This window comes from Hydrogenophaga sp., assembly GCF_035481345.1.
Lineage (GTDB): Bacteria > Pseudomonadota > Gammaproteobacteria > Burkholderiales > Burkholderiaceae_C > Hydrogenophaga.
Genome location: NZ_DATIGV010000107.1, coordinates 12404 through 34803 on the forward strand (window position 1 = coordinate 12404; position 22400 = coordinate 34803).

At 67.3% G+C, this 22400-nt stretch carries 27 protein-coding genes; 21 read left to right on the plus strand and 6 right to left on the minus strand.

Annotation, left to right across the window (positions count from 1 at the left end; genetic code table 11):
• Positions 1-15 precede the first annotated feature (15 nt).
• Entirely contained in the window at positions 16-462 is a 447-nt protein-coding gene (fur, locus tag VLG41_RS11870) for a ferric iron uptake transcriptional regulator (protein WP_325349611.1), read from the minus strand.
• A 99-nt stretch (positions 463-561) separates the two neighbouring features.
• Here fur and VLG41_RS11875 point away from each other — a divergent pair, with 99 nt between their 5' ends.
• The 7 genes from VLG41_RS11875 (at position 562) to holA (ending at position 7295) form a co-directional block, all read left to right on the plus strand.
• Positions 562-1101: an outer membrane protein assembly factor BamE gene (locus VLG41_RS11875; RefSeq protein ID WP_325349612.1), complete on the plus strand. Its 540-nt coding sequence runs from the start codon at positions 562-564 to the stop codon at positions 1099-1101.
• Positions 1098-1919 (plus strand): 4-hydroxy-tetrahydrodipicolinate reductase, encoded by an 822-nt coding sequence (gene dapB / locus VLG41_RS11880; protein ID WP_325349613.1) that lies wholly within the window; start codon positions 1098-1100, stop codon positions 1917-1919. The genes VLG41_RS11875 and dapB overlap by 4 nt, the downstream gene beginning before the upstream one ends.
• Position 1920: 1 nt before the next feature.
• Entirely contained in the window at positions 1921-2571 is a 651-nt protein-coding gene (locus tag VLG41_RS11885; RefSeq protein WP_325349614.1) for a MotA/TolQ/ExbB proton channel family protein, read from the plus strand.
• Entirely contained in the window at positions 2568-2996 is a 429-nt protein-coding gene (locus tag VLG41_RS11890; protein ID WP_325349615.1) for an ExbD/TolR family protein, read from the plus strand. The genes VLG41_RS11885 and VLG41_RS11890 overlap by 4 nt, the downstream gene beginning before the upstream one ends.
• Positions 2997-3080: 84 nt before the next feature.
• The gene (gene leuS / locus VLG41_RS11895; protein ID WP_325349616.1) at positions 3081-5750 is read left to right on the plus strand and encodes a leucine--tRNA ligase; all 2670 of its coding nucleotides are present in this window, start codon (positions 3081-3083) and stop codon (positions 5748-5750) included.
• A 2-nt stretch (positions 5751-5752) separates the two neighbouring features.
• Positions 5753-6235, plus strand: coding sequence for an LPS assembly lipoprotein LptE (gene lptE / locus VLG41_RS11900; protein ID WP_325349617.1), 483 nt, complete (start codon positions 5753-5755; stop codon positions 6233-6235).
• 7 nt (positions 6236-6242) lie between these two features.
• Positions 6243-7295: a DNA polymerase III subunit delta gene (gene holA, locus VLG41_RS11905; RefSeq protein WP_325349618.1), complete on the plus strand. Its 1053-nt coding sequence runs from the start codon at positions 6243-6245 to the stop codon at positions 7293-7295.
• A gap of 18 nt (positions 7296-7313) precedes the next feature.
• Here holA and VLG41_RS11910 read toward each other — a convergent pair whose 3' ends face one another.
• Positions 7314-8273, minus strand: a complete 960-nt coding sequence (locus VLG41_RS11910) for a helix-turn-helix domain-containing protein (RefSeq protein WP_325349619.1) — start codon at positions 8271-8273, stop codon at positions 7314-7316.
• Positions 8274-8447: 174 nt separating this feature from the next.
• On the opposite strand from VLG41_RS11910, the gene VLG41_RS11915 reads away from it, so the two are divergent.
• The 7 genes from VLG41_RS11915 (at position 8448) to VLG41_RS11945 (ending at position 15158) form a co-directional block, all read left to right on the plus strand.
• The gene (locus VLG41_RS11915) at positions 8448-9644 is read left to right on the plus strand and encodes an amino acid ABC transporter substrate-binding protein (protein ID WP_325349620.1); all 1197 of its coding nucleotides are present in this window, start codon (positions 8448-8450) and stop codon (positions 9642-9644) included.
• 10 nt (positions 9645-9654) lie between these two features.
• Positions 9655-10557, plus strand: a complete 903-nt coding sequence (locus VLG41_RS11920; RefSeq protein ID WP_291016698.1) for a branched-chain amino acid ABC transporter permease — start codon at positions 9655-9657, stop codon at positions 10555-10557.
• A complete protein-coding gene (locus VLG41_RS11925) occupies positions 10554-11582 on the plus strand; it encodes a branched-chain amino acid ABC transporter permease (protein WP_325349621.1) in 1029 nt (342 codons plus the stop codon). The genes VLG41_RS11920 and VLG41_RS11925 overlap by 4 nt, the downstream gene beginning before the upstream one ends.
• Complete coding sequence (locus VLG41_RS11930; RefSeq protein ID WP_325349622.1) at positions 11572-12405, plus strand: ABC transporter ATP-binding protein; 834 nt, start codon at positions 11572-11574, stop codon at positions 12403-12405. The genes VLG41_RS11925 and VLG41_RS11930 overlap by 11 nt, the downstream gene beginning before the upstream one ends.
• Complete coding sequence (locus tag VLG41_RS11935; RefSeq protein WP_325349623.1) at positions 12402-13220, plus strand: ABC transporter ATP-binding protein; 819 nt, start codon at positions 12402-12404, stop codon at positions 13218-13220. Before VLG41_RS11930 ends, VLG41_RS11935 begins: the two co-directional genes overlap by 4 nt.
• Before the next feature lie 64 nt (positions 13221-13284).
• The gene (locus VLG41_RS11940) at positions 13285-14739 is read left to right on the plus strand and encodes an aldehyde dehydrogenase (RefSeq protein ID WP_325349624.1); all 1455 of its coding nucleotides are present in this window, start codon (positions 13285-13287) and stop codon (positions 14737-14739) included.
• Between the two features lie 158 nt (positions 14740-14897).
• On the plus strand, positions 14898-15158 hold the full coding sequence (locus VLG41_RS11945) for a hypothetical protein (protein WP_325349625.1): 261 nt from the start codon (positions 14898-14900) through the stop codon (positions 15156-15158).
• Between the two features lie 240 nt (positions 15159-15398).
• Here the strand turns inward: VLG41_RS11945 and VLG41_RS11950 are convergent, their stop codons facing one another.
• The gene (locus VLG41_RS11950; RefSeq protein ID WP_325349626.1) at positions 15399-16058 is read right to left on the minus strand and encodes a hypothetical protein; all 660 of its coding nucleotides are present in this window, start codon (positions 16056-16058) and stop codon (positions 15399-15401) included.
• Positions 16059-16132: 74 nt separating this feature from the next.
• Between VLG41_RS11950 and VLG41_RS11955 the strand changes: the two genes are divergently transcribed.
• From VLG41_RS11955 to VLG41_RS11965, 3 genes are read left to right on the plus strand one after another with little or no spacing between them, the layout of a single operon-like run.
• The gene (locus tag VLG41_RS11955) at positions 16133-16453 is read left to right on the plus strand and encodes a hypothetical protein (RefSeq protein WP_325349627.1); all 321 of its coding nucleotides are present in this window, start codon (positions 16133-16135) and stop codon (positions 16451-16453) included.
• Positions 16454-16461: 8 nt separating this feature from the next.
• Complete coding sequence (locus tag VLG41_RS11960; protein WP_325349628.1) at positions 16462-17472, plus strand: ImmA/IrrE family metallo-endopeptidase; 1011 nt, start codon at positions 16462-16464, stop codon at positions 17470-17472.
• Entirely contained in the window at positions 17469-18134 is a 666-nt protein-coding gene (locus VLG41_RS11965) for a hypothetical protein (protein WP_325349629.1), read from the plus strand. Before VLG41_RS11960 ends, VLG41_RS11965 begins: the two co-directional genes overlap by 4 nt.
• 11 nt (positions 18135-18145) lie before the next feature.
• Here VLG41_RS11965 and VLG41_RS11970 read toward each other — a convergent pair whose 3' ends face one another.
• The 3 genes from VLG41_RS11970 to VLG41_RS11980 form a co-directional block, all read right to left on the minus strand.
• Positions 18146-18715: a hypothetical protein gene (locus tag VLG41_RS11970; protein ID WP_325349630.1), complete on the minus strand. Its 570-nt coding sequence runs from the start codon at positions 18713-18715 to the stop codon at positions 18146-18148.
• Positions 18715-19554, minus strand: a complete 840-nt coding sequence (locus VLG41_RS11975) for a bis-aminopropyl spermidine synthase family protein (protein ID WP_325349631.1) — start codon at positions 19552-19554, stop codon at positions 18715-18717. Before VLG41_RS11975 ends, VLG41_RS11970 begins: the two co-directional genes overlap by 1 nt.
• Positions 19555-19948: 394 nt before the next feature.
• Positions 19949-20380 carry a hypothetical protein gene (locus VLG41_RS11980; RefSeq protein ID WP_325349632.1) on the minus strand — a complete coding sequence of 144 codons (432 nt, stop codon included), beginning with the start codon at positions 20378-20380 and terminating at the stop codon, positions 19949-19951.
• 148 nt (positions 20381-20528) lie between these two features.
• Here VLG41_RS11980 and VLG41_RS11985 point away from each other — a divergent pair, with 148 nt between their 5' ends.
• The 4 genes from VLG41_RS11985 (at position 20529) to VLG41_RS12000 (ending at position 22397) form a co-directional block, all read left to right on the plus strand.
• Positions 20529-20732 (plus strand): type II toxin-antitoxin system VapB family antitoxin, encoded by a 204-nt coding sequence (locus VLG41_RS11985; protein WP_325349633.1) that lies wholly within the window; start codon positions 20529-20531, stop codon positions 20730-20732.
• Positions 20733-20747: 15 nt separating this feature from the next.
• Positions 20748-21314, plus strand: a complete 567-nt coding sequence (locus tag VLG41_RS11990; RefSeq protein WP_325349634.1) for a dihydrofolate reductase family protein — start codon at positions 20748-20750, stop codon at positions 21312-21314.
• The gene (locus VLG41_RS11995) at positions 21314-21850 is read left to right on the plus strand and encodes a GFA family protein (RefSeq protein ID WP_325349635.1); all 537 of its coding nucleotides are present in this window, start codon (positions 21314-21316) and stop codon (positions 21848-21850) included. Before VLG41_RS11990 ends, VLG41_RS11995 begins: the two co-directional genes overlap by 1 nt.
• Positions 21851-22076: 226 nt before the next feature.
• A complete protein-coding gene (locus VLG41_RS12000; protein WP_325349636.1) occupies positions 22077-22397 on the plus strand; it encodes an antibiotic biosynthesis monooxygenase family protein in 321 nt (106 codons plus the stop codon).
• Positions 22398-22400 lie beyond the last annotated feature (3 nt).

A 22400-nucleotide genomic window follows, 5' to 3' on the forward strand; every position in this document is an offset into this window, starting at 1 on the left:
GATCGTCCGTGGCCCTCAGCGGTGGCCGCCGACCTTGGGCACGCGGTGCGGGCAATCGCCCTTGGTGCAGTTCGCGTAGAGCGACAGCGCGTGTTCCTGCAGCGCGAAGCCGCGCGACTTGGCCACCATCTGCTGGCGTTTCTCGATCTCGGGGTCGAAGAACTCCTCGACCCGCCCGCAGTCCAGGCAGACCAGGTGGTCGTGGTGCTGCCCCTCGTTGAGTTCGTAAACGGCCTTGCCCGACTCGAAGTTGCTGCGCGTGAGCAGGCCGGCCTGTTCGAACTGCATCAGCACGCGGTAGACCGTGGCCAGGCCGATGTCGCTGCGCTCGTCGAGCAGCACGCGAAACACGTCCTCGGCGGTCATGTGGCGCTGCGTGGCGTTCTGAAAGACCTCGAGGATCTTCAGGCGCGGCAGCGTGGCCTTCAGGCCGGTGCTCTTGAGGTCTTCGATGTTGGACATGGTGCTGGCGTCGGGCTCACTACAATGGCCGACCGATTATCGTCCGCCTTGCGCCGGCCGCGCCAGCGCAAGGCCAGCAGGCCCATCCGGGTTTTCGCCATGTTTCTCTTCAAGCTCCGAATCCCGCTCGCACCGGCGGCCGTGCTCGTCGCCGCGCTGTCACTGGGCGGCTGCGGCACCGTGGCCGGCTGGGTCACCCCCTACAAGATCGACATTCTTCAAGGCAATGTGATCACCCGCGAGCAGGTCCAGGCGCTGCAGCCCGGCATGCCGCGCGAGCAGGTGCGCGACATCATGGGCTCGCCGCTGCTGGCCAGCGTGTTCCACGCCGACCGCTGGGATTACGTCTTCACCCTGCAGCGCCGGGGCCAGGAGCCACAGAGCCGCCGCGTGTCGGTGTTCTTCAAGGACGGTGGGCTGGCGCGCCACGAGGCCGACGACCTGCCCAGCGAGGCCGAGTTCGTCGCTTCGCTCGATGCGCGCCGCGACAAGAACAGCAAGGTGCCCCCGCTGGAGGCCACCGAGGAGCAGCTCAAGGCCTTTGCCGAGCGCAACAAGCCGCAGGCCCCCCCGTTGCCCGCCAGTGCCGCCCCCGCGCCCTCCACCACGCAGTTCCCGCCCCTGGAGCCCGCGCGATGAGTCAAGCCCGCACCGGTCCCCGCGTCTGCGTCGCGGGCGCCAGCGGTCGCATGGGCCGCATGCTCATCGAAGCCGTGCAGGCCAGCGGCGACTGCGTGCTCGGCGGCGCGCTCGACATCGCCGCCAGCCCCGCCATCGGCCAGGACGCCGGCGCTTACGCCGGCCAGCACACGGGCGTCACCATCACCGCCGACTTCGCCGAAGGCCTCAAGGGCAGCGACTGCCTGATCGACTTCACCCGCCCCGAGGGCACCATGGCCCACCTGCGCGCCTGCGTCGAGCACGGCGTGCAGCTCGTCATCGGCACCACCGGCTTCTCCGACGAGCAGAAGGCCGAGATCGCCGAGGCCGCCAAGCGCATCGCCATCGTCATGGCGCCCAACATGAGCGTGGGCGTCAACGTCACGCTCAAGCTGCTGGAAATGGCGGCCAAGGCCCTGTCCACCGGCTACGACATCGAGATCGTCGAGGCCCACCACCGCCACAAGGTGGACGCGCCCAGCGGCACCGCGCTCAAGATGGGCGAAGTCATCGCCGGCGCGCTGGGTCGCGACCTGAAGGACTGCGCCGTTTACGCGCGCGAAGGCGTCACCGGCGAGCGCGACCCCTCCAGCATCGGCTTCGCCACCATCCGCGGCGGCGACATCGTGGGCGACCACACCGTGCTGTTCGCCGGCACCGGCGAGCGCATCGAGATCACGCACAAGTCGGCCAGCCGCAGCACCTACGCCCAGGGCAGCCTGCGCGCGGTGCGCTTCCTCGCGGGCCGCCGCAGCGGCCTGTTCGACATGTTCGACGTGCTGGGGCTGCGCACCTAGCATGTGGCAGGTGTTCCTCCAGGCCGACCCCTTCGGCCAGGCCATCGGAACCCTGCTGCTCACCATGTCCGTCGCCACCTGGGTGGTGATGATTTGGAAATTTTCGCTGCTGCGCCGCGGCGCCCTGGCCCTGCCGCGCGCCACGGCGGCCTTCTGGCTCGCCCCGGATATCGACGAGGCCGAGCGCCGCCTGGCCCAGGCCGACACCGCCGCGCTCGCGCTGCCGCTGCTGCGGGCCGCTCGATCGCTCGACGCGGTGGACGCGGCCAGCCTCGCGCGCCAGGGTGAGCGGGCGGCGCAGGTCACGCGCCTGCTGCGCGGCGCGCTCGACGGCCGCCGCGCCCACCTGCAGTTCGGCCAGACCCTGCTCGCCAGCGTGGCCGCCACCGCGCCCTTCGTGGGCCTGCTGGGCACGGTCTGGGGCGTGCACCACGCGCTGGCCGCGGTGGGCTTCGGCGAGGGTTTTCAGATCGAGCGCGTGGCCGCTCCCGTGGGCGAGGCCCTGGTCATGACGGCCGCCGGCCTGGCGGTGGCCATCCCGGCCGTGCTGGGCCACAACGCGCTCGGGCGCCACATCGCCCGGCTGGAGGCCGAGCTCGAAGGCTTCGCGCACGACCTGCGCGAGTGGTTCGCGCCGGTGCCCAGAACATGAGCTTCGGCCGCCTGCCCGGCACGCGCCCGGCGCGCGCCATCGGCGAGATCAACGTCACGCCCCTGGTCGACGTCGTGCTGGTGCTGCTGGTCATCTTCATCGTGGCCGCGCCGCTCATGGCGCGGCAGATGGCGCTGGAGCTGCCACCGGCGAAGGCCGCCACGCCCGCGCCCGCCGCCGCACCCGTGGTCGTGCTCGATCTCGACGCCCGATCGGGCTTGCGCTGGAACGGCGAGGCCGTCCCCGAGGCGACGCTGCCCGATCGCCTGCGCGCCGCCGCGCAGCACGACCCGGCGACCGAATTGCAATTGCGCGCCGACGCGTCCGTGCCCTATGGGCGGGTGCTCGCGCTCATCGGCGCCGCGCAGGCGGCGGGCCTGCGGCGCGTCGGTTTCACGGCCAGCGGCCCCGCTTCCCCGCGCTGACGGCGCGCCGCCGGGGCCCCGGCCTAAAATCCCCGCTCCCACGGGCACGCACGCCCGTCCGGCCCCCTGGTCTTCCCCGCCCCCATGCAAGACAAATACGCCCACCAAGACGTCGAGCGCGCCGCGCAGGCCCACTGGACCGCCCGCGACGCCTACCGCGTCACCGAAGACGCCGGCAAGAAGAAGTTCTACGCCTGTTCCATGCTGCCCTACCCCAGCGGCAAGCTGCACATGGGCCACGTGCGCAACTACACCATCAACGACATGCTCACGCGCCAGCTGCGCATGAAGGGCTACAACGTCCTCATGCCCATGGGCTGGGACGCCTTCGGCCTGCCGGCCGAGAACGCAGCCATCAAGAACCAGGTGCCACCGGCCAAGTGGACCTACGACAACATCGCCTACATGAAGCGGCAGATGCAGGCCATGGGCCTGGCCATCGACTGGAGCCGCGAGGTCGCCACCTGCTCGCCCGACTACTACCACTGGAACCAGTGGCTGTTCCTCAAGATGCTCGAGAAGGGCATCGCCTACCGCAAGACCCAGGTCGTCAACTGGGACCCGGTGGACCAGACCGTGCTCGCCAACGAGCAGGTCATCGACGGCCGTGGCTGGCGCACCGGCGCGCTGGTGGAAAAGCGCGAGATCCCGGGCTACTACCTCAACATCACCGCCTACGCCGGCGAGCTGCTCGACCACGTGCAGATCGGCAACCCCAAGGCCACGCTCAGCGGCTGGCCCGACAAGGTGCGCCTGATGCAGGAGAACTGGATCGGCAAGAGCGAGGGCCTGCGCTTCGCCTTCCCGCACCAGATCAAGGACTCGGGCGGCGCGCTCATCGGTGACGGCAAGCTCTACGTCTTCACCACGCGCGCCGACACCATCATGGGCGTCACCTTCTGCGCCGTGGCACCCGAGCATCCGCTGGCCACGCACGCCGCCGCGAGCGATGCGAAGCTCGCCGCCTTCATCGAGGAATGCAAGAAGGGCGGCACCACCGAGGCCGAGCTCGCGCTCAAAGAGAAGGAAGGCCTGCCCACGGGCCTGAGCGTCACGCACCCCCTCACCGGTGAGGCCGTGCCCGTGTGGGTCGGCAACTACGTGCTCATGAGCTACGGCGACGGCGCCGTCATGGGCGTGCCCGCGCACGACGAGCGCGACTTCGCGTTCGCCAAGAAGTACGGCCTGGCGATCCCGCAGGTCGTGGCCGTCGAAGGCGAGACCTTCAGCACCGAGGCCTGGCAGGAGTGGTACGCCGACAAGCAGCGCGGTGTCTGCGTCAACAGCGGCTTCCTCGACGGCCTGGGCCTGCAGGCCGCGGTCGACCAGGTCGCCGAGGCCCTCGCCGCCAAGGGCCTGGGCGAGAAGAAAACCACCTGGCGCCTGCGCGACTGGGGCGTGAGCCGCCAGCGCTACTGGGGCACGCCCATCCCCATCATCCACTGCCCCGAACACGGCGCGGTGCCCGTGCCCGAGAAGGACCTGCCCGTGGTGCTGCCGGAAGACTGCGTGCCCGACGGCAGCGGCAACCCGCTCAACCACCACGAGGGCTTCCACGCGGGTGTCGTCTGCCCCGTGTGCGGCAAGGCCGCGCGGCGCGAGACCGACACCATGGACACCTTCGTGGACTCGGCCTGGTACTTCATGCGCTACTGCGACCCGACCAACCGCGAACGCATGGTCGCCGAAGGCACCGACTACTGGATGCCGATGGACCAGTACATCGGCGGCATCGAACACGCCATCCTGCACCTGCTCTACGCGCGCTTCTGGACCAAGGTCATGCGCGACCTCGGTCTCGTCAAGGTGGACGAGCCCTTCACCCACCTGCTCACGCAGGGCATGGTGCTCAACCACATCTACAGCCGCCGCAACGAGAAGGGCGGCAAGGAATACTTCTGGCCGCACGACGTGGACAACGTGCTCGACGAGGGCGGCAAGGTCATCGGCGCCAAGCTGAAGAACGCCGTCGGTGACCTGCCCGCGGGCACGCCCATCGACTACGAGGGCGTGGGCACCATGTCCAAGTCCAAGAACAACGGCGTCGACCCGCAGGACCTGATCGAGAAGTACGGCGCCGACACCGCGCGCCTGTACACCATGTTCACCGCGCCGCCCGAGGCCACGCTGGAGTGGAACGACGCGGCCGTGGAAGGCAGCTACCGTTTCCTGCGCCGCGTCTGGGCCTATGGCCACAAGCGCCATGCGCTGGGGGCGCCGCAGGGCGCGCTGGCCGCCGGCGTGGGCCAGGCTGCGCTGTCCAAGTCTGCCAAGGCGCTGCGCCTGGAAGTGCACACCGTGCTCAAGCAGGTGGACTACGACTACCAGCGCATGCAATACAACACCGTGGTGTCGGGCGCCATGAAGATGCTCAACGCGCTGGAGGGCTTCACGCCCGAAGGCGCGGCCGACGAGGCCGCCGCCGCCGAGGGCTTCGGCATCCTGCTGCGCTGCCTGTACCCGGCCACGCCGCACATCGCGCACACGCTGTGGAGCCAGCTCGGCTACCCCGGCGAACTGCTCGACGCGCCCTGGCCGCAGGCCGACGAGGCCGCGCTGCAGCGCGACGAGATCGAACTCGTGCTGCAGATCAACGGCAAGCTGCGCGGCAGCGTCACCGTGCCCGCCAGCGCCGACAAGGCCGCCATCGAAGCCGCCGCGCTCGCCAGCGAGGCCTTCATCAAACAAGCGGCCGGCGCCGCGCCCAAGAAGGTCGTGGTGGTGCCGGGCCGCCTCGTCAACGTGGTGGTGTGATGATGAAGCGGCGCCTTCTGCTCGGTGGTTCGGCGGCTCTGGCCCTGTCGGCCTGCGGCTTCAAGCTGCGCGAGGCGCCGACCTTCGCCTTCGACGCCGTGCAACTCAACGGCATCTCGGGTGGCTACGTCACGTCGCAGCTGTACCGCGAGATGCAGGTCAACGACCTGCGCGTGAACGGCACGCCGCCGCCGCCCGTGATCCTCACCGTGCAGGTGGACCAGCGCGAGCGCGTGGTCGTGGGCCAGACGGCCGCCGGCCAGGTGCGCGAACTGCAGTTGCGCCAGCGCTTCCGCTTCAACCTGCGCACCCGCGACGAGCGCATGCTCATCGAGGACACCGAGCTGCTGATCGAGCGCGACATGAGCTTCAACGAGACCCAGGTGCTCTCCAAGGACGCCGAGGAACAGATGCTCTACCGCGACATGACCAGCGACATCGCGCAGCAGGTGGTGCGCCGCCTCGCCGCCGTGCGGCAGATCTGACGACGGCATGCAGGTCGCCGCGAACCAGCTCGCCGCCCAGCTCCAGAAGGGGCTGCGCAGCCTCTACACCCTGCACGGCGACGAGCCCCTGCTGATCCAGGAGGCGGGCGACGCCATCCGCGCCGCCGCGCGCGAGCAGGGCCACACCGAACGCACCGTGCACACCATGGCCGGCGCGCACGCCGACTGGTCGTCCGTGATCGCCAGCGGCGCTTCGCTGAGCCTGTTCGCCGACAAGCAGATCGTCGAGGTGCGTGTGCCCTCGGGCAAGCCCGGCAAGGACGGCTCGGCCGCCCTGCAGCAACTGGCCGAGGCCGCCGACGGCAACGACAGCACGCTCACCCTGGTGGTGCTGCCGCGCCTGGACATGGCCACGCAGAAGAGCGCCTGGTTTGCCGCGCTCGACGCGCACGGCGTGACGGTGCGGGTGGACCCGGTGGACCGCAAGGCCCTGCCGCAGTGGATCGCCATGCGCCTGCAGGCCCAGGGCCAGCGCGTGCGCGCGGGCGAGGAGGGCCAGCGCACGCTCGCCTTCTTCGCCGACCGCGTGGAGGGTAACCTGCTCGCCGCGCACCAGGAGATCCAGAAGCTCGCGCTGCTGCATCCGCAGGGCGAGCTGAGCTTCGAGCAGGTCGAGTCCGCCGTGCTCAACGTCGCGCGCTTCGACGCCTTCAAGCTCGCCGAGGCCGTGCTCGGCGGCCAGGTGGCGCGCGTGCAGCGCATGCTCGACGGCCTGCAGGCCGAGGGCGAGGCGCCCGTGCTGGTGCACTGGGCCCTGGCCGAAGACATCCGCACCCTCAACCGCGTGCGCGGCGCGGTGGACGACGGCCGCCCGCTGCCCATCGCCCTGCGCGAGAGCCGCGTGTGGGGCGTGAAGGAAAAGCTGGTGGAGCGCGTGCTGCCCACCCTGGGCACGGCGCAACTGGCGCGCTGGCTCGACGACGCGCACACCGTGGACGGCATCGTCAAGGGCCTGAAGTTCCCCGACTGGCCCGCCGAGCCCTGGCAGGCCTTGCACCAGTTGGCGATGAAGGTGGCGCGCGCCTGCGCGCCGCGCTGAAGCCGCCCCCGGCGTCGCTCAGCCCGCCGCCTGCGCGGCAGCCCGGTAGTCCGACGGCGTGCGCCCCGTGTGCTCGCGAAACACGCGGCTGAAGTGCGCCGTGTTGTTGAAGCCCCAGGAGAACGCGATCTCGGTGATGGTGCGCGCCGCGCTCGCCGGCTCGCCCAGCTCGCGCATGCAGCCCTGCAGCCGCTGGCGCAGGATGTACTGGGCCAGCGTGTCGTCCTCGGCGCTGAAGGCCTTGTGCAGGTGGCGCTTGCTGCAGTTCATCGCGCTGGCGATGTGGTCCAGCGACAGATCGGGGTCGCGCAAATGCCGGCCGATGTGCACGCGGATGCGGTCGCGAAACGCCTCCAGCTGCGTGCGCCCGTCGCCGCGCCCGGCCAACTCCAGCAGCGAGAGGCGCACCAGCTCCACGATCGCCTCGCCCGCGCCGCGCGCGGCCGACTCGCTCATGCCCGGCAGCTCCTGGTAGGTGGCGCGCATGGTCTCCAGCGCCACGCGCGCGATGCCGCTCACCCCGCCGATCTGGCGCGCCATCAGCGGCTCCAGCGAGAGGCCGCGCTCGGCCAGTTGCGCCTTGGGCAGCATCACGATCAGATGCTCCACCCGCTCGGGGTTGGACACCGCGTAGTCGTGCGTGGTGTCGTAGATGGCCCAGCCGCCCGGGCGCACCCAGGCCTCGCGGCCGGCCTGCTGCACGCCCGCGCTGCCGCGCCAGGGCGCCACGATCTTCAGGTACGCGCGCTCGCCGGCCCGCGCCAGGCGGTCGCTCTTGATCACGCGGTGCCGGTTCGCCTCCAGCCGCGTCAGCACCACCTCGCCCGCCTGCGACGCGCTCATGTGGCCCTCGAACTCCGTGTCGCCGTACAGGTCGGAGTCCAGCCCGCCGAAGTGCGTCCACACCCACTCACGCCAGATCGCGGCGCGCTCGTTGGGCGCCACGATGTCGGTGCTCATCGGGGTCATCTCGCTCATGGCGCCGATTGTCCGGTGCCGCCCGCGCCGCCGGGGCCCTGAAGGCTTGCGGGTAAACCCGCATCGCCATGCGCGATTGGTCAAGCGGACAGTGCGCCATCGGCACAGCGCCGCGTGGGGCTCTTTCCTACGATCGCTGCGTCCGAGGACACCCCCAACATCAGGAGACAAACCATGGCCATGAGCAACCGCCGAGTGATGATCCAGCAGACCGCCGCCGCCGTGGGCGCCATGGCGGTCGCCCCGCAACTGATGGCGCAGAGCGCGCCCGTGCGCGTGGGCTACAGCATGTCGCGCACCGGCCCGTGGACGGGCGGCGCGCAGACCAGCCAGGAGCCCAACTTCCTGCTCTGGGCCGAGCAGCAGAACGCCGCCGGTGGCCTGGACGTGAAGGGCGCGCGCCGCAAGATCGAGCTCATCAGCAGCGACGACCGCAGCGACGTGGAAACCGTGGTGCGCACCTACGAAAAACTCATGGGCAGCGACAAGGTCGACCTCATCCTGCCGCCCTGGGGCTCCAACGCCAACTTCGCCGTCGCGCCGCTGGCCAACCGCTTCCAGTACCCCTTCCTCGCGCCCACCGCGCTGTCCAAGCGCCTCATCGACCTCAAGCTGCCGTACTTCTTCCTGCTGTTGCAACAGCCCAAGCCCATGTGCGACGCGCTCGTCGACATGCTCAAGGCCAACGGCGCCAAGACGGTGGCCTGCATCTACGTGGACGACCTCTTCGGCCTGGAGAACTACGCCGCGCTGAAGGTGGCGCTGCAGGGCAGCGGCATCCAGCTCGTGCAGGACACCAGCTACCCCGGCGGCGTGAAGGACCTCGGCCCCACGCTGCGCGCCATCAAGGACAAGAACCCCGACGCCTTCGTCGGCTTCACCTACCCGCCCGACACCATCCTCGCCAGCCGCCAGGCCAAGGAGATCGGCTTCAACCCCAAGTTCTTCTACGCCTCGGTGGGCACGGCCTTCCCGCTCTACAAGAACGTCATCACCGCCGCCGGTGCCGAAGGCGTGCTGGGCATGGGCTCCTGGAACAGCAAGACCAGCCCCGGCGCCAAGGCCTACTTCGACGCCCACGTGGCCAGCCAGAAGAAGGAACCCGACCGCTGGGCCAGCGGCGCCTGCTGGGCCGGGCTGGAGATCCTCACCAACGCGGTGAAGCAGCACGGCCTGGACCGCAAGGCCATCCGCGACTACGTGGCCAACACCACGCACAAGACGATCCTGGGCGACATCAAGTTCCAGGGCAGCGAGAACGTGGGCACGCCCGGCACCGTGGGCCAGTGGCAGAACGGTGAGTTCGAGGTGGTGTGGCCGCAGAAGGTCGCCACCGCCAAACTCAACCCGAACAAGCCCGCCTGGAAGTGACGCACCGGTGATGTCGTTCTCCTCCTGGATCGAGCTCATCGCCTCCGGTCTCATCACCGGGGGCATCTACGCGCTCGTCGCGCTGGGCCTGAACCTGCAGTACGGGCTCATGCGCATCCTCAACATCGCGCACGGCGAGTTTTTGATGGTGGGCGCCTTCATCACCTGGATGGCGGCGGCCACCTTCGGCCTCTCGCCGCTGTGGATGATCCCGGTGTCCTTCGCCCTGCTCATGGGCATCGGCGTGGCGGTGCACTGGCTGTGCTTTCGCCGCCTCACCGCCACCTCGCCCAACCTCGACGTGTTCGAGGCGCGCGGCCTCATGGTGGCCTTCGGCCTCATGTTCTTCGTGCAGAACGCCATCAGCTGGATCTGGGGCGGCGACCTGCGCGGCTACGACTTCCTCACCCAGCCCTTCGCCATTCCCCTGCCTGATGGCCAGGCCCAGTTCGCGGTGAACAAGCTGCTCGTCTTCGGCCTGGCCCTGCTGTTCGCGGGCGCGCTCATCGTGCTGCTGCGCACCACGCTGCTGGGCAAGGGCGTGCGCGCGCTCATGCAATCGCCCACCGGCGCGCAGCTCGTGGGCATCGACACCAAGCGCCTGCACCCGCTCATGTTCGGCATCGGCCTGGGCCTCTCCGGCGTGGCGGGGTGCCTGCTCTCCATGGCCTACACCATCAGCCCCTCCATGGGCGAGCCCTACACGGTGACGGCGCTCATCGTCATCACCCTGGGCGGCTTCGGCAGCATGGGCGGCGCGCTCGCGGGCGGGTTGCTGCTCGGCGTCATCGAGGCCATCGGCATGCACTTCACCAACCCCTCGCTCAAGGCCTTGCTGAGCTACATCGTGTTCATCGGCGTGCTGCTGCTGCGCCCTGAAGGTCTGTTCTCGCGCAAAACCAGAAAAGCATGAATTCGAGACAGTTCCTCATCCGCGACCTGCTCGTCCTCTTCGGCCTCACCGGCTGGGCCGTGGCCCTGCCCGGCTTCGCCAGCGAGTTCGTCGTCTCCATGGCGCTCACCTGCCTGATGTACATCGCCCTCTCGTCGAGCTGGGCGCTGTTCTGCGGCACCACGCGCTACCTCTCGCTCGCCACCTCGGCCTTCTTCGGCATCGGCGCCTACACCAGCGCCATCGGCCTGGAAACGCTCAGTTGGCCCGTCGCCATCGCCGCGGGCGCGGGCATCGCGGCCGTGGTGGCCATCGTCATGGGCGCGGCCGTGCTGCACCTGCGCGGCACCTACTTCGCCGTGCTCACCTTCGGCATGACGGAGTTGATCCGCCACGCCATCAGCTACTTCGAAAAGAGCGTCACCGGCACCGTGGGCCGCGTGCTCATGGTGGTGCCCGAGCGCGACACCATCTACTTCACCGTGCTGCTGCTGGCGGTGGTGGCGGTGTTCCTCTCCATCTGGATCCGCCGCACCCGCTTCGGCCTGGCCATGCAGGGCATCGGGGCCGACGAGCAGCGCGCGCAGACCCTGGGCGTCAATACGCGGCTGGTGAAGACCGCCGGCTTCGCGCTCACCGCCGCCATCGCCGGCGCCGTGGGCGCGGCCATGAGCGTGCGCTGGACGTACATCGACCCGCACACCGTCTTCAACCCCTTCATCGGTTTTCAGACCGTGCTCATCGCGCTCATCGGTGGCGCCATGACGCTGTGGGGCCCGCTCATCGCCGCCATCGTTTTCAGCGTGCTGGCCGAAACCCTGCGCCTGCAGGTGCCGCAGGTCTACATGATGTCGCTGGGCTTGCTGCTCATCCTCTCGGTGCTGTACCTGCCGGGCGGGCTGGCGTCCGTGCGCACCGACACCTTCAAGGGCTGGTGGCGCGACGGGAAAGCCTGGTGGAAAGAAACCAAGGACGACCTGAGCGGCGAGACCGAGCGCCGCAAGCAGCGCGAGAAGAAGCAGCGGGAGGCGCGCCATGTCTACTGAGGCGAAGCAACCCCTGCTGCAAGCGAAAGACATCACCGTGCGCTTCGGCGGCCTCACCGCCGTCGACAGCGTCAGCGCCAGCTTCATGCCCGGCGAACTGATCGGCATCATCGGCCCCAACGGCGCGGGCAAGACGACCTTCTTCAACGCCATCTCCGGCGTCACCAAACCCACCAGCGGCCGGCTGGACCTGCGGGGCCATTCGCTGGCCGGGCAGGCGCCGCACCGCTTCGCGGCCCACGGCCTGGCGCGCACCTTTCAAACCCCGCGCACCTTTGGCGACATGCTCGTGCGCGACAACATCGCCTTCGGCCTCAAGTTCGCCGGCAAGCGTCGGCGCGAATACCTGTTCTGGGGCGACGAAATCGGCGTGCCCTGGGTGCTGCGCACGCCCGACAGCATCCTCGGCCTCATCGGCCTGAGCGCGCAGGCCGACCTGCCCGCCGCCGCCATCACGCCCTCGCAACAGCGCCTGCTGGAAATCGGCATGGCCCTGGCGACGCGCCCCAAGCTGCTGCTGCTGGACGAAGTGGCCGCCGGCCTCACCGAGAACGAGGTGGAAGAAATGGCCCGCCTCATCCGCCGCCTGCGCGACGAGCTCGACCTCACGGTGGTCTGGATCGAACACGCCGTGAGCACCCTGCTGCGCCACGTGGAGCGCGTCATCGTGCTGCACCAGGGCCGCAAGATCGCCGACGACGTGCCGCGCGCCGTCATCCGCAACCCCGAGGTCATCGAGGCCTACCTGGGCGACGAGATGGGCGAAGCCGCAACCGAACCCGAATCGGCGCAAGAACCAGAGGCCAAGGAGGCCACCGCATGATGTGGTACCGCCAAGACCCCTTCCAGCTCGGCGGCGCCGCGCGCGCGCACCTCAAGGTGCAGGGCCTGAGCGCCGGCTACGGCGCCTTCCTGGTGCTGCGCGACCTGACCCTGGAAGCCCGCCCCGGCCTCACCGTGGTGCTGGGCCCCAACGGCGCCGGCAAGACCACGCTGCTCAAGGCCCTCAACGGCCTCATCCCGCGCCAGGGCGCGGTGCTGCTCAACGGCGAGGAACTGGCCGAGAAAACGCATGAGATCGTGGAAAGCGGCGTGGCCCTGGTGCCCGAAGGCCGCCAGCTCTTCCCGCAGATGAGCGTGACCGAGAACCTGGAGCTGGGCGGCTGGCTCGTGCCCAAGGCCGAGCGTGCGCGCCGCATCGAACAGGCCTTCAACCACTTCCCCAAACTGCGCGAACGCGCGAACCAGTTGGCCGGCACCATGAGCGGCGGCGAACAGCAGATGGTGGCCGTGGCCCGCGCCATGATGTGCGCGCCGCGTTTGCTGATGCTCGACGAACCATCGCTCGGCCTGGCGCCCAAGATGGTGGACGAACTGCTCGGCATTGCCCGCCGCATTGCCGACGCCGGCACCACCGTGCTGATGGTGGAGCAGAACGTGAAGAAGGCCCTGGCCGTGGCCGACCGCGGCTACGTGCTGGAGCGCGGCGCCATCGTCGCCAGCGGCCCCGCCAAGCTGCTCGCGCGCTCCACCGTCATCCGCGAGGCCTACCTCGGCGCCGACAAGGACCCCGCCACCGGCACCACCAACGCCGCCGACGCGGTGGCGCGACGCAAGGCCGTCGCCACCACTGCCTGACCCCACACACGCGCCTCCAAAGACGCGACCTCGATACCTCACCGCACAAGCTCAAGGAGAACCCATGTCCGACCTGTCCATGCTCATCAACGGCCTCAAGGTCACCGCCGAAAAAGGCGCCACCTTCGAACGCCGCAACCCGCTCGACGGCAGCGTGGCCACCCGCGCCCCCGCCGCCAGCCCGGCCGACGCGGTGATGGCCGTGGAAGCCGCCGCCGAAGCCTTCAAGACCTGGAGCGAAACCGGCCCCGGCGAACGCCGCGCCCTGCTGCTCAAGGCCGCTGACGCCCTCGAAGCCAAGACGCCCAAGTTCATCGAAGCCGTGGCCGCTGAAACCGGTGGCACCGGCATGTGGGCCGGCTTCAACTGCTTCCTGGCCGCCGGCATGATCCGCGAGGCCGCCGCCCTCACCACGCAGATCGCGGGCGAGCTCATCCCCTCCGACATCCCCGGCAGCCTGGCCATGGGCGTGCGCCAGCCCGCGGGCGTGGTGCTCGGCATCGCGCCCTGGAACGCGCCCATCATCCTCGGCGTGCGCGCCATCTGCGTGCCCCTGGCCTGCGGCAACACCGTCATCTTCAAAGGCAGCGAGAACTGCCCCCGCACCCACCAGCTCATCGTCGAAGCGTTTCAAGACGCCGGCTTCCCCCCCGGCGTGGTGAACTACATCACCAACGCCCCGGCCGACGCGGGCGCGGTGGTCGAAGCCATCGTGGCCCACCCCGCGGTGCGGCGCGTCAACTTCACCGGCAGCACCAAGGTCGGCAAGATCATCGCCATGACCTGCGCCAAGTACTTGAAGCCCGTGGTGCTGGAACTGGGCGGCAAGGCGCCCATGGTCATCCTCGACGACGCCGACATCGACGATGCCGTGAACGGCGCCGCCTTCGGCTGCTTCGCCAACAGTGGCCAGATCTGCATGAGCACCGAGCGCATCGTCGTGGACGAGAAGATCGCCGATGAATTCGTGAAGAAGTTCGGCGACAAGGCCCGCAACCTGCCCGTGGGCGACCCGCGCAAGCCCGAGCCCGTGGTGCTGGGCTCCGTCATCGGCATGAACACGGTCAACTTCTGCAACGAACTCATCGACGACGCCCTGGCCAAAGGCGCCAAGCTCGTCTGCGGCGGCAAGAGCACCGACACCCTGATGCCAGCCACCGTGCTCGACCACGTCACGCCCCAGATGCGCATCTACCGCGAAGAAACCTTCGGCCCGGTGAAGTGCATCGTGCGCGTGAAGGGCGTGGAAGAGGCCATCGCCTGCGCCAACGACAACGAATACGGCCTCAGCGCCTCCGTCTTCGGCAAGGACATTGCGCGCGCCTACAACGTGGCCCGCAAGATCGACAGCGGCATCTGCCACGTGAACGGCCCCACCGTGCACGACGAAGCGCAAATGCCCTTCGGCGGCGTGAAGGGCTCGGGCATCGGCCGCTTCGGCGGCAAGGCGGGCATCAACGAGTTCACGGAGCTGCGCTGGATCACGGTGCAGACGACGCCGCGGCATTACCCGTTCTGAACTGAAGGGGAGCGAGGGAGGGGAGGACGAAGGCCCTGGGGCGGGAGCTCCGGGGCCTTTGGTTTGGGGGCGTTACTGCGTCCGATAAGTGGGCGGTTGCGATGTGCTCCAAATGCCGCCACCCCCCTATGGTTCGACTCAATACTCGCTGCCTTCACATGCTGTGGGAGTCGAGATTGAGCTTATCCAGACATGTCATCAAGGCGAGCTTTCAGTCGCTGCACGAGTACCGAGAGAAGGCGTCCGCGCTGGCAAATGCCGCGCTGACCGTCATGCGTGATCAACGTGAGAGCCAGCCGCCATCGGATGGGGAACTGATCGTTGGTGTGCTCCTAGGTTTGCTGGAGCAGCGAGAGGATCTTCGCGAAGCGGAGGTGGGCTTGGGCAATATGCTGGATCGATCTGTGCCGAAGGGTTGAATGCAAAGCCACCAGCCAATGGGAACGCTGGGTGGCGACCGCTTGAGACTGAACTGAGTCGTTCGCTGTCGAAGGCCTGAACGACTGCGTCGAGGAACATCGGTCATAGATCGCGGGCGAACTTGTATGACAGCTTCGCCCTCGCCAGCGGTCGCCTGATGCTAGCGCTCGCGTGCAGTGAGGGCATCAGCATGTAGCGCTCGTAAACCGCAAGGACCGCGAGTCAACGATTCGTGCAGGTCAGGACACTTCCAGCGGAATCTGCATTCGCCGTTTCGCAGGCCTGATGCGGGCAGGTGCCATGGTTGCCGGATCAACCTTCACCGGGTCGCTCAGTTCGACGACGTAAGGGTAGGCCAGCGTTGCGATCGCGGCTGCGAAGTAAGGCCCATCGGTGGACCGGCCGATGCGGTGGACGACTGCAGTGACCTGAGAGTGCCCAACTGGGTTGCCAGACGCGAAGTTGGCCAAGTCGGCAATGGCAAACCGGTCGCCACTGTCGTTTACGCGTAGCGCCTCCTTTCGGTGGCACACGAGCGCGTAGTGCCGGGACTTGCTGACGCCGGCAGACCAACCTCGGCTCGTCACCAGGGTGCCGGCGGGCATCTCCCACTCCTGCTCATCGATGCCTCGGGCGGACTGCCAAACCACAACCTCGGCAGGCGCCACGTCAACCGCGCGGGGCGGCGCGAGCATGGGCGAGAAGACAACGTAGGGATCGCGGCCCTTCAGACGAGTCAACAGCTTGCGAACGGACGGCGCAACGCTGTTTCCGATCCCCCACAGGAAGATGCCGCCGGAGGTCTGGCGCTCCTGCTCTTTCCTCGCCAGGATCGATTCAACGGCCTCGCCACTTTCGGTTCCATATCGAGTCCATACGAAGTAGTCGGGTAGTGGCATGCGTTCCTCTTCAATTTGCAATATTGTACACTTGCAACTCACTAATGCAAAGTCGCCGACCTATCGCCGAAGTCGTGTCCGAGCTGCGCTCTTGGCAGCAAGAGCGCCGCATTGCTTACGAGGATATTGCTTCGGGGGCCGGCGTCGATTTGTCATCGGTCTATCGCCTGTTTGGTGATGGTGAGCCTCGCAGGCGTTACGGTAAGGCGGTGAAGCAAATTTGCAAGTTCGCAAATATCCAACTCGTCAGCACTCAAGTTGCCAGCGAAGTGCCGACCGTCGTGCGGGACGCGGTCCTGCGGACCTGGGATGGCAGCGCCGAGCATGCGAACCGGTTGGCCACTGCGATCACGGCCGTCGGTGACCTGATCCGGCAAGCGGTATCCTCAAAGTAGGCTTTTCCATGTCAAAGACCGAGGCCCTGATTAAGCGACTTGAGGTCGCCGGTTTCGCCGGTGACTTCGTTCGCACCTGCCTGCCTGACTGGTGGGACGATCAGGCCGAAGCGTCCGATTCCTCGTGGCTGCACCTGCAGCTCGGTCTGGCACAGCGCCTTTCCATCGAGCCGCTGAGTCTGCTTGACGAGAACGCACCGCTTCGGCTCTCGGACGTAGGGCGTCCGAAGTTCAAGCATCTCGCGCTGTCAGAAGCTCAGCAGCGCGCGGCGAACGGCTTCGGCAGCGGGCTGGCGCGGCTTCTTTTGGCCGCGACGCCGGAAGGTACGCATGAACTGCCTTCTGCGGCCCTGGAGCTACGGCACCTCTTGTTGGCGGGCGCGGACGAGCCGTGGGTGGGTTTCGGGCAGCTGCTGACACTCTGCGCGGCCTTTGGCATACCTGTTGCCCACCTCACGGCGTTCCCTGCCGGTATCAAGGGCATGGCTGCGATGACCACGAGCATCGGTGCTCGCGGTGTCATCTTCACGGCACGCAGGCCCACTCATCCGGCACAGGTGTCGTTCTACATCGCGCACGAGCTGGGCCACATCGCCCTTGGCCATGTTCGGGACGGCCGTTCAATCGTGGAGGCGTTGACGCTCGACCCTGGCGAAACTGACGATGGCCTGCCACCCGACGAGGAGGAGGTGGCGGCCGACCGATTCGCCTTCGAGCTTCTGACCGGTCAACCGATCCTGCATGTGCAAGGCCCCTCCGACAAGGGCACTGCCAGGGAACTGGTGGAGAAGGCCATTTCAACAGGGCACGCCCTGCGCATCGACCCGGGGTTGATCATCCTATGCTTCGGCCGGCAGTCGAACCGCTGGTCACTCGCAGGTGCTGCCTTGAAGATGTTGCCGGACCACGATGTGACGGTCCCTGCCCAGATCAACCGGGCGCTTCGTACCCAGCTCGACCCAGAGATGTTGTCTTCCGAGGATCGCGCCTACATCGACGCTGTCGCGGCTGCCACATGACAGAGGCCAGCCCCTATCGTCTGCTGCTGGACGCCGACGTTCTGATCAAGCTATCCGTCCTGGACTGCTTCAGCGAGTGCATCACCGCGCTCGGCTGCACGCTGGCGCAGTGCGCCACGATGCGCTCGATGACGCGCAGTGCGGGTGTAGATAACCAGGTCGTGCGCGAGCAGCGTGCCGGTGGCCCAGGCAAGCCTGCACGGCGACTCTTCAAGACCCTGTCTGCGATCCCTACGATTGACAAGCTGACCGACGCGGAAAAGCTGTTGGCGACCACCATCACTGCGGCGGCGCAAGCGAACGGTCTGGCGTTCGACGGTGGTGAGGCGATGCTCGCGAGCGTGGCCATCCACCGGGGACTGCCCTATGTGACGACGGGCGACAAGAAGGCTATCGCCAGCCTGCCGGTTCTGGCTCTTCACGTCGCCGAGGTGGCGCAGTTGCGCGGTAGATTGCTGCCGCTGGAGTACCTGCTGCTCAGGGCGATCCAATCGCTTGGGCTTGCTGCCCTGCACGCGCGCATCGACGCGGGCAAAGGGTGCGATGCCGCGGTGTTCCACGTGGTCGAAGAGGCCGGCTCCGATCAAGCTGCCTTCGAAGGGGCACTCTTGCGCAAGCTGCGCGCGGTGCAAGGGAGGGCGCCGGGGTTCATTCCGGCCTAGCTCAGGTTAGCTTAGCGAAGCAACACCGCGTAGGGTGCGTCAAGTGCCGCTGCCAGCCCAATCTTCAGCACACGGTCATCGGCTGGCGGAACCAGGGCACCAGGGGTCAGTTCAAGGCACGCCTTGTCGACTCGACCCTGGATGTACTCGACCCCAGGCCGTCCTTCCTGCAGACCGATGCCGACCTTGGTGTGCCCTAGGCTCAACTCGAAGTCGGTCGGCTCTAGCGACTTCAAAACCAGAGCATACCGCGACCCACGCACGTTGATCGGCGCCGGCACCTTCTTCCAAGTCACGCCGTCCTCGCTGTATTCTTCGGCTCGAACAGGCTCAGCCCAGTGCTTGGAGACCATCTCGTGCATGCACAGGTAGACCTCTTGTCCGTGGGACGCCAGCTTCGAGACGAAGGGCTGAACTTTAGTCGTCGGGTGGCATGTGTTGCCGCCATAACCCCAGAACGACACGCCCGCATCTTTCAGCTCGCGCTGCTTGCGCGCAATTATGTCGGTCAGGGTCTCCCGCGCGTGGACGCCAACCTTCATGAAGATGAAACCCGCGCCGGGCTGTAGCTGGTACGACATCAGGTCTTCTCCAGATATTCGATTTCATAGGTTTCGCTGGGGGCCTTGCCGTAGTCGACACGCCCCTTCTCGCGGACGTAGCGGACATGCAGCTTTTGCTCTCGTCCGTAGAAGTTCTCCAGCCTCGCGCCGTGAAGCTCGTAGCTCTTGGCAACAGGCACACGGCCTGGCTCCGAACGGATGAAGAGATTGCAGGAGCGCAACTCAGGCGCGTCGTCCAAGTGGTACAGGTGAACTTGCGATTGCATCTCCTGGACAAAGAAGCCTCTGTCCGCAGTGAAAGTCTGGGTGGCCTTGAGTACGCGACGTGCCCAGTCGAGCTTCGGATCATCGGCGATTACTATCACGCCTTCGCCGTCACCTCGCAACCCTTCAATCCCCCGCTCTGCAAAGACCTTGACGCTCTCGCCATCGTTGCTCGCGCCCCAAGGTGGGTTCGTATAGAAGGCATCGAACTGCCCCATCAGGTCTTCCGGGAATGCATCGATGCAGTTGTACAGGCGGGCCGAGATCACCTCGCTGAGCCCCTCCTTATCCGCGAAGCGCTCGACCGCGTGAACGATACGCTCATCAAAGTCGACCAGCTGTATGCGTTTCGGGCCGTAGCTGAAGACCTTCCGCTGCCGGAGGTAAGCGATGCACAAGCTGATGGCATCGCCGTCGCCAACAAACAGCAGGTCTTTGCCGTCGAAGCGCCGAGCGATGTACTCGGACTGCATGACCATATCGCCGGCCTTCATATAGATCTGGTCGAACTCCCGAAGCGGCATCGGCCGGTTCTGGATCACGTCCGAAATTGCATTGACGGCATGCCGCAGATCAAGACGTTCTGCCTTCATCGACCCTCCCGAATCGAAGCCAGTTGTTCGGTGAATGATCGCAGATTTCGTCGTACCCAGCCGCCGTGCTGCCAGGCGCGATCTGGCGATCTCTGCCTTCCGGTAAGGCTGCTCTAACGGGAGACCAAGAGCAGGTCCGACTGGCCGTTGTGCGGCGGCGCGAAAAGACCTCCTGACTACTCTATTAGGTCGATGGTGCGCGCTCGGACCACGGTGGAGCAGTCAGCAGCGCGACTCTGGTGGCTATGCGCGGGTGACGGCCGCTGCACTTCGTACAACGGTCCTTCTTACGTCCTGCGGCTGCTGGGCCTAACGACCGTTTGGTGGCGCTGAGTGGTGGTTCGACCGTCGCCCTTCAGTGGACGAGAACGCTGCATTTCAGCCGTTCCCTGTCTCAAACCTTCATCGCCCCCCAAGTCGTCGTCTTCGCAAACGCCGCAAACTCCCGCTTCGTCGCCCCCACCTTGCTCTTGCGGCTCCACGTCTCGCCCGTGGGCAACTGGTAGGTCACGCCGATCTCGGGTGGATTGCCCTCGCTGTCCAGGTCCCCGCGCTCCTTGGCCCGTCGGGGGCTGGTGAAGCCGGCGCCTTCCGCCAGCTCGGCCAGCGTCTCCTCCGCCTCGTGGCTCTTCATCATCTTGATGAGGTGGATGACGGCGTCCTTCTTCGTCTTGCCCATGTGCGTGAGCTTGTCCGACAGGAAGTTGAGCGTGGACTCGAATTCCTTCGTCGACTGTTCCTCGGCTTGCTGCATCAGCCGCTCCGCGTATTCGCGCAGTTCGGTGGAGCTCATCTTGGTCGTGTCTTTGGCGGGGTTGAATACCACGGGTTCTCCTACGACGATGTGTGGGGTGCGGGAGGGAAGGCCTCAGTCCGCAGAGTCTAGCCAATTGGACACCCGCCCCGGCGCCCGCGCCCGGCGTTCATTGCACCGCGGTGGCTGGATGTGTAGATTCCGCCTCCAGCAACTGCATATGCCCACCAATCTCGCCCTCGACCAAGACCTCCTGCAACGCGCTTTCCGCGTCAGTGGGGATCCCACGATGAAGGCCGCCGTTACGCGTGCCCTGCAAGAGTTCATTGCTCGCAGAGAGCAGCGTCGTGTAGTGGAACTCTTCGGCAAGCTGGAGTGGGACACATCGTACGACCAGAAGGCGGGGCGATCGCGTGAGCGGTGAGCTTTGCTCCACAACATGCGCCCCCTTCGCTACTCCATCAACGTCTCCCTGGACGGCTGTTACGACCACCAGGCGATGGGCCCCGACGAAGAGCTGCACCGCCACGCCGCCAACACCCTGGCGCAGGCCGATGCCTTGCTGTTTGGGCGGGTCATCTATGGCCTGATGGAGTCCGCCTGGCGGCCCGTGGCCGAGACGGGCGTGCGGCCCGAAGGCATGCCCGAATGGACGCTTCCCTTCGCGCAGACCATCCACGCGGCGAAGAAGTACGTCGTGTCCAGCACGCTCAAGCAGGTGGATTGGAACGCGGAGCTGTTGCGCGGCGACCTGGGCGCGGAGGTGCAGCGCCTGAAGCAGCAGCCGGGCAAGGGCCTGTACGTGGCGGGCGTGCAGTTGCCCATGGCCCTGGCGCAACTGGGCCTCATCGACGAATACGAGTTCATCGTGCACCCCCGCCTGGTGGGGCGTGGGCCCACGCTGTTTGCGGGGCTGCCCCAGCACGTGGATTTGCGGCTGGTGGGGCAGAAGGCGTTTCGCTCGGGCGCCATGGTGCTGCGCTACGAACCGGTGCGGGGCGCCTGATGGCCGCCGACAACGGCCGCGCCCCCAATGCGCCAGTGACCTACCCCGTCGAAGGCGGCTGCGATTGCCGCTACGTGCGCTACCGCCTCACCACCGCGCCGCTGATCGTGCACTGCTGCCACTGCCGCTGGTGCCAGCGCGAATCCGGCGCCGCCTTCGCGCTGAACGCCATGTATGAATCGGATCGGGTGGAGCACATCGCCGGCGAGCCCGAGCTGATCGACACGCCCTCGGCCAGCGGCGCAGGCCAGAAGATCGCCCGCTGCCCCAAGTGCCGCGTGGCCCTGTGGAGCCACTACGCCGGCTCGGGCCCCGTCACCCGCTTCGTGCGGGTCGGCACGCTGGACAACCCGGACCAGATGCCGCCGGACGTGCACATCTTCACCAGCACCCGCCAGCCGTGGGTGGTGATTCCCGCAGGGGCGCCGGCCTTCCCCGAGTTCTACGACCGCGAGGCCGTGTGGTCAGAAGAAGCACTGGCGCGGCGGCGCGCATTGCTGCCGCAGATCGAGGCGTATCTGGCGGGACGGCGCTGAAGGTTCGCAGGGCTGCGTTGACGACCGTCAGTGCTTTCGCGGCCGAGTCCCGCATCCTTGGCAACCGGCGTCATGCCCTTGGCGCTTTGGTGGTGCTGTGCTTGGGCATGGCGATGATCTTGAATTCGTTCAAGTCGTTGACGTGGTGGGGGTATCGCGGCACTCGCTCAGTGCACCACCACCGACGCGATGCGAGGTCAACGCCAGCGCATCGCACAATCCCCTCATGTTCACCGCCACCTTCACTTTCGCCAAGCGCGAATTCGACGACGAATTCCACGCACTGGACCAGCGCATCGCCGAGATGGCGCGCGCCATCCCCGGCTACCTCGGCGAAGAGGCCTGGGAGAACCCCGCGAACGGACTCATTTCCAACGTCTACTACTGGGAGACGATGGAGGCCTTGCAGGCGCTCATGAAGCACCCGGACCACCTGGAGGCCAAGCGCCAGCAGGCGCGTTGGCTGCAGGGCTATCACATCGTCATCGCCGAGGTGGTGGGTTCGTATGGCGATGGCGGCATCCCGCACCCTCTGACGCAGCGCTGACCA

Bases quoted from the DNA above. Each gene is read 5' to 3' on its own strand.
- VLG41_RS11970 (WP_325349630.1), bottom strand. From the start codon at position 18,715: ATGTCGTACCAGCTACAGCCCGGCGCGGGTTTCATCTTCATGAAGGTT.
- VLG41_RS11885 (WP_325349614.1), top strand. From the start codon at position 1,921: ATGTGGCAGGTGTTCCTCCAGGCCGACCCCTTCGGCCAGGCCATCGGA.
- VLG41_RS11965 (WP_325349629.1), top strand. From the start codon at position 17,469: ATGACAGAGGCCAGCCCCTATCGTCTGCTGCTGGACGCCGACGTTCTG.
- VLG41_RS11975 (WP_325349631.1), bottom strand. From the start codon at position 19,554: ATGAAGGCAGAACGTCTTGATCTGCGGCATGCCGTCAATGCAATTTCG.
- holA (WP_325349618.1), top strand. From the start codon at position 6,243: ATGCAGGTCGCCGCGAACCAGCTCGCCGCCCAGCTCCAGAAGGGGCTG.
- dapB (WP_325349613.1), top strand. From the start codon at position 1,098: ATGAGTCAAGCCCGCACCGGTCCCCGCGTCTGCGTCGCGGGCGCCAGC.
- VLG41_RS11910 (WP_325349619.1), bottom strand. From the start codon at position 8,273: ATGAGCGAGATGACCCCGATGAGCACCGACATCGTGGCGCCCAACGAG.
- VLG41_RS11995 (WP_325349635.1), top strand. From the start codon at position 21,314: ATGGCCGCCGACAACGGCCGCGCCCCCAATGCGCCAGTGACCTACCCC.
- VLG41_RS11915 (WP_325349620.1), top strand. From the start codon at position 8,448: ATGGCCATGAGCAACCGCCGAGTGATGATCCAGCAGACCGCCGCCGCC.
- VLG41_RS11985 (WP_325349633.1), top strand. From the start codon at position 20,529: ATGCCCACCAATCTCGCCCTCGACCAAGACCTCCTGCAACGCGCTTTC.
- VLG41_RS11960 (WP_325349628.1), top strand. From the start codon at position 16,462: ATGTCAAAGACCGAGGCCCTGATTAAGCGACTTGAGGTCGCCGGTTTC.
- VLG41_RS11875 (WP_325349612.1), top strand. From the start codon at position 562: ATGTTTCTCTTCAAGCTCCGAATCCCGCTCGCACCGGCGGCCGTGCTC.
- VLG41_RS11990 (WP_325349634.1), top strand. From the start codon at position 20,748: ATGCGCCCCCTTCGCTACTCCATCAACGTCTCCCTGGACGGCTGTTAC.
- VLG41_RS11950 (WP_325349626.1), bottom strand. From the start codon at position 16,058: ATGCCACTACCCGACTACTTCGTATGGACTCGATATGGAACCGAAAGT.
- VLG41_RS11935 (WP_325349623.1), top strand. From the start codon at position 12,402: ATGATGTGGTACCGCCAAGACCCCTTCCAGCTCGGCGGCGCCGCGCGC.
- VLG41_RS11940 (WP_325349624.1), top strand. From the start codon at position 13,285: ATGTCCGACCTGTCCATGCTCATCAACGGCCTCAAGGTCACCGCCGAA.
- VLG41_RS11930 (WP_325349622.1), top strand. From the start codon at position 11,572: ATGTCTACTGAGGCGAAGCAACCCCTGCTGCAAGCGAAAGACATCACC.
- fur (WP_325349611.1), bottom strand. From the start codon at position 462: ATGTCCAACATCGAAGACCTCAAGAGCACCGGCCTGAAGGCCACGCTG.
- VLG41_RS12000 (WP_325349636.1), top strand. From the start codon at position 22,077: ATGTTCACCGCCACCTTCACTTTCGCCAAGCGCGAATTCGACGACGAA.
- VLG41_RS11945 (WP_325349625.1), top strand. From the start codon at position 14,898: ATGCTGTGGGAGTCGAGATTGAGCTTATCCAGACATGTCATCAAGGCG.
- VLG41_RS11925 (WP_325349621.1), top strand. From the start codon at position 10,554: ATGAATTCGAGACAGTTCCTCATCCGCGACCTGCTCGTCCTCTTCGGC.
- leuS (WP_325349616.1), top strand. From the start codon at position 3,081: ATGCAAGACAAATACGCCCACCAAGACGTCGAGCGCGCCGCGCAGGCC.
- VLG41_RS11890 (WP_325349615.1), top strand. From the start codon at position 2,568: ATGAGCTTCGGCCGCCTGCCCGGCACGCGCCCGGCGCGCGCCATCGGC.
- lptE (WP_325349617.1), top strand. From the start codon at position 5,753: ATGAAGCGGCGCCTTCTGCTCGGTGGTTCGGCGGCTCTGGCCCTGTCG.
- VLG41_RS11920 (WP_291016698.1), top strand. From the start codon at position 9,655: ATGTCGTTCTCCTCCTGGATCGAGCTCATCGCCTCCGGTCTCATCACC.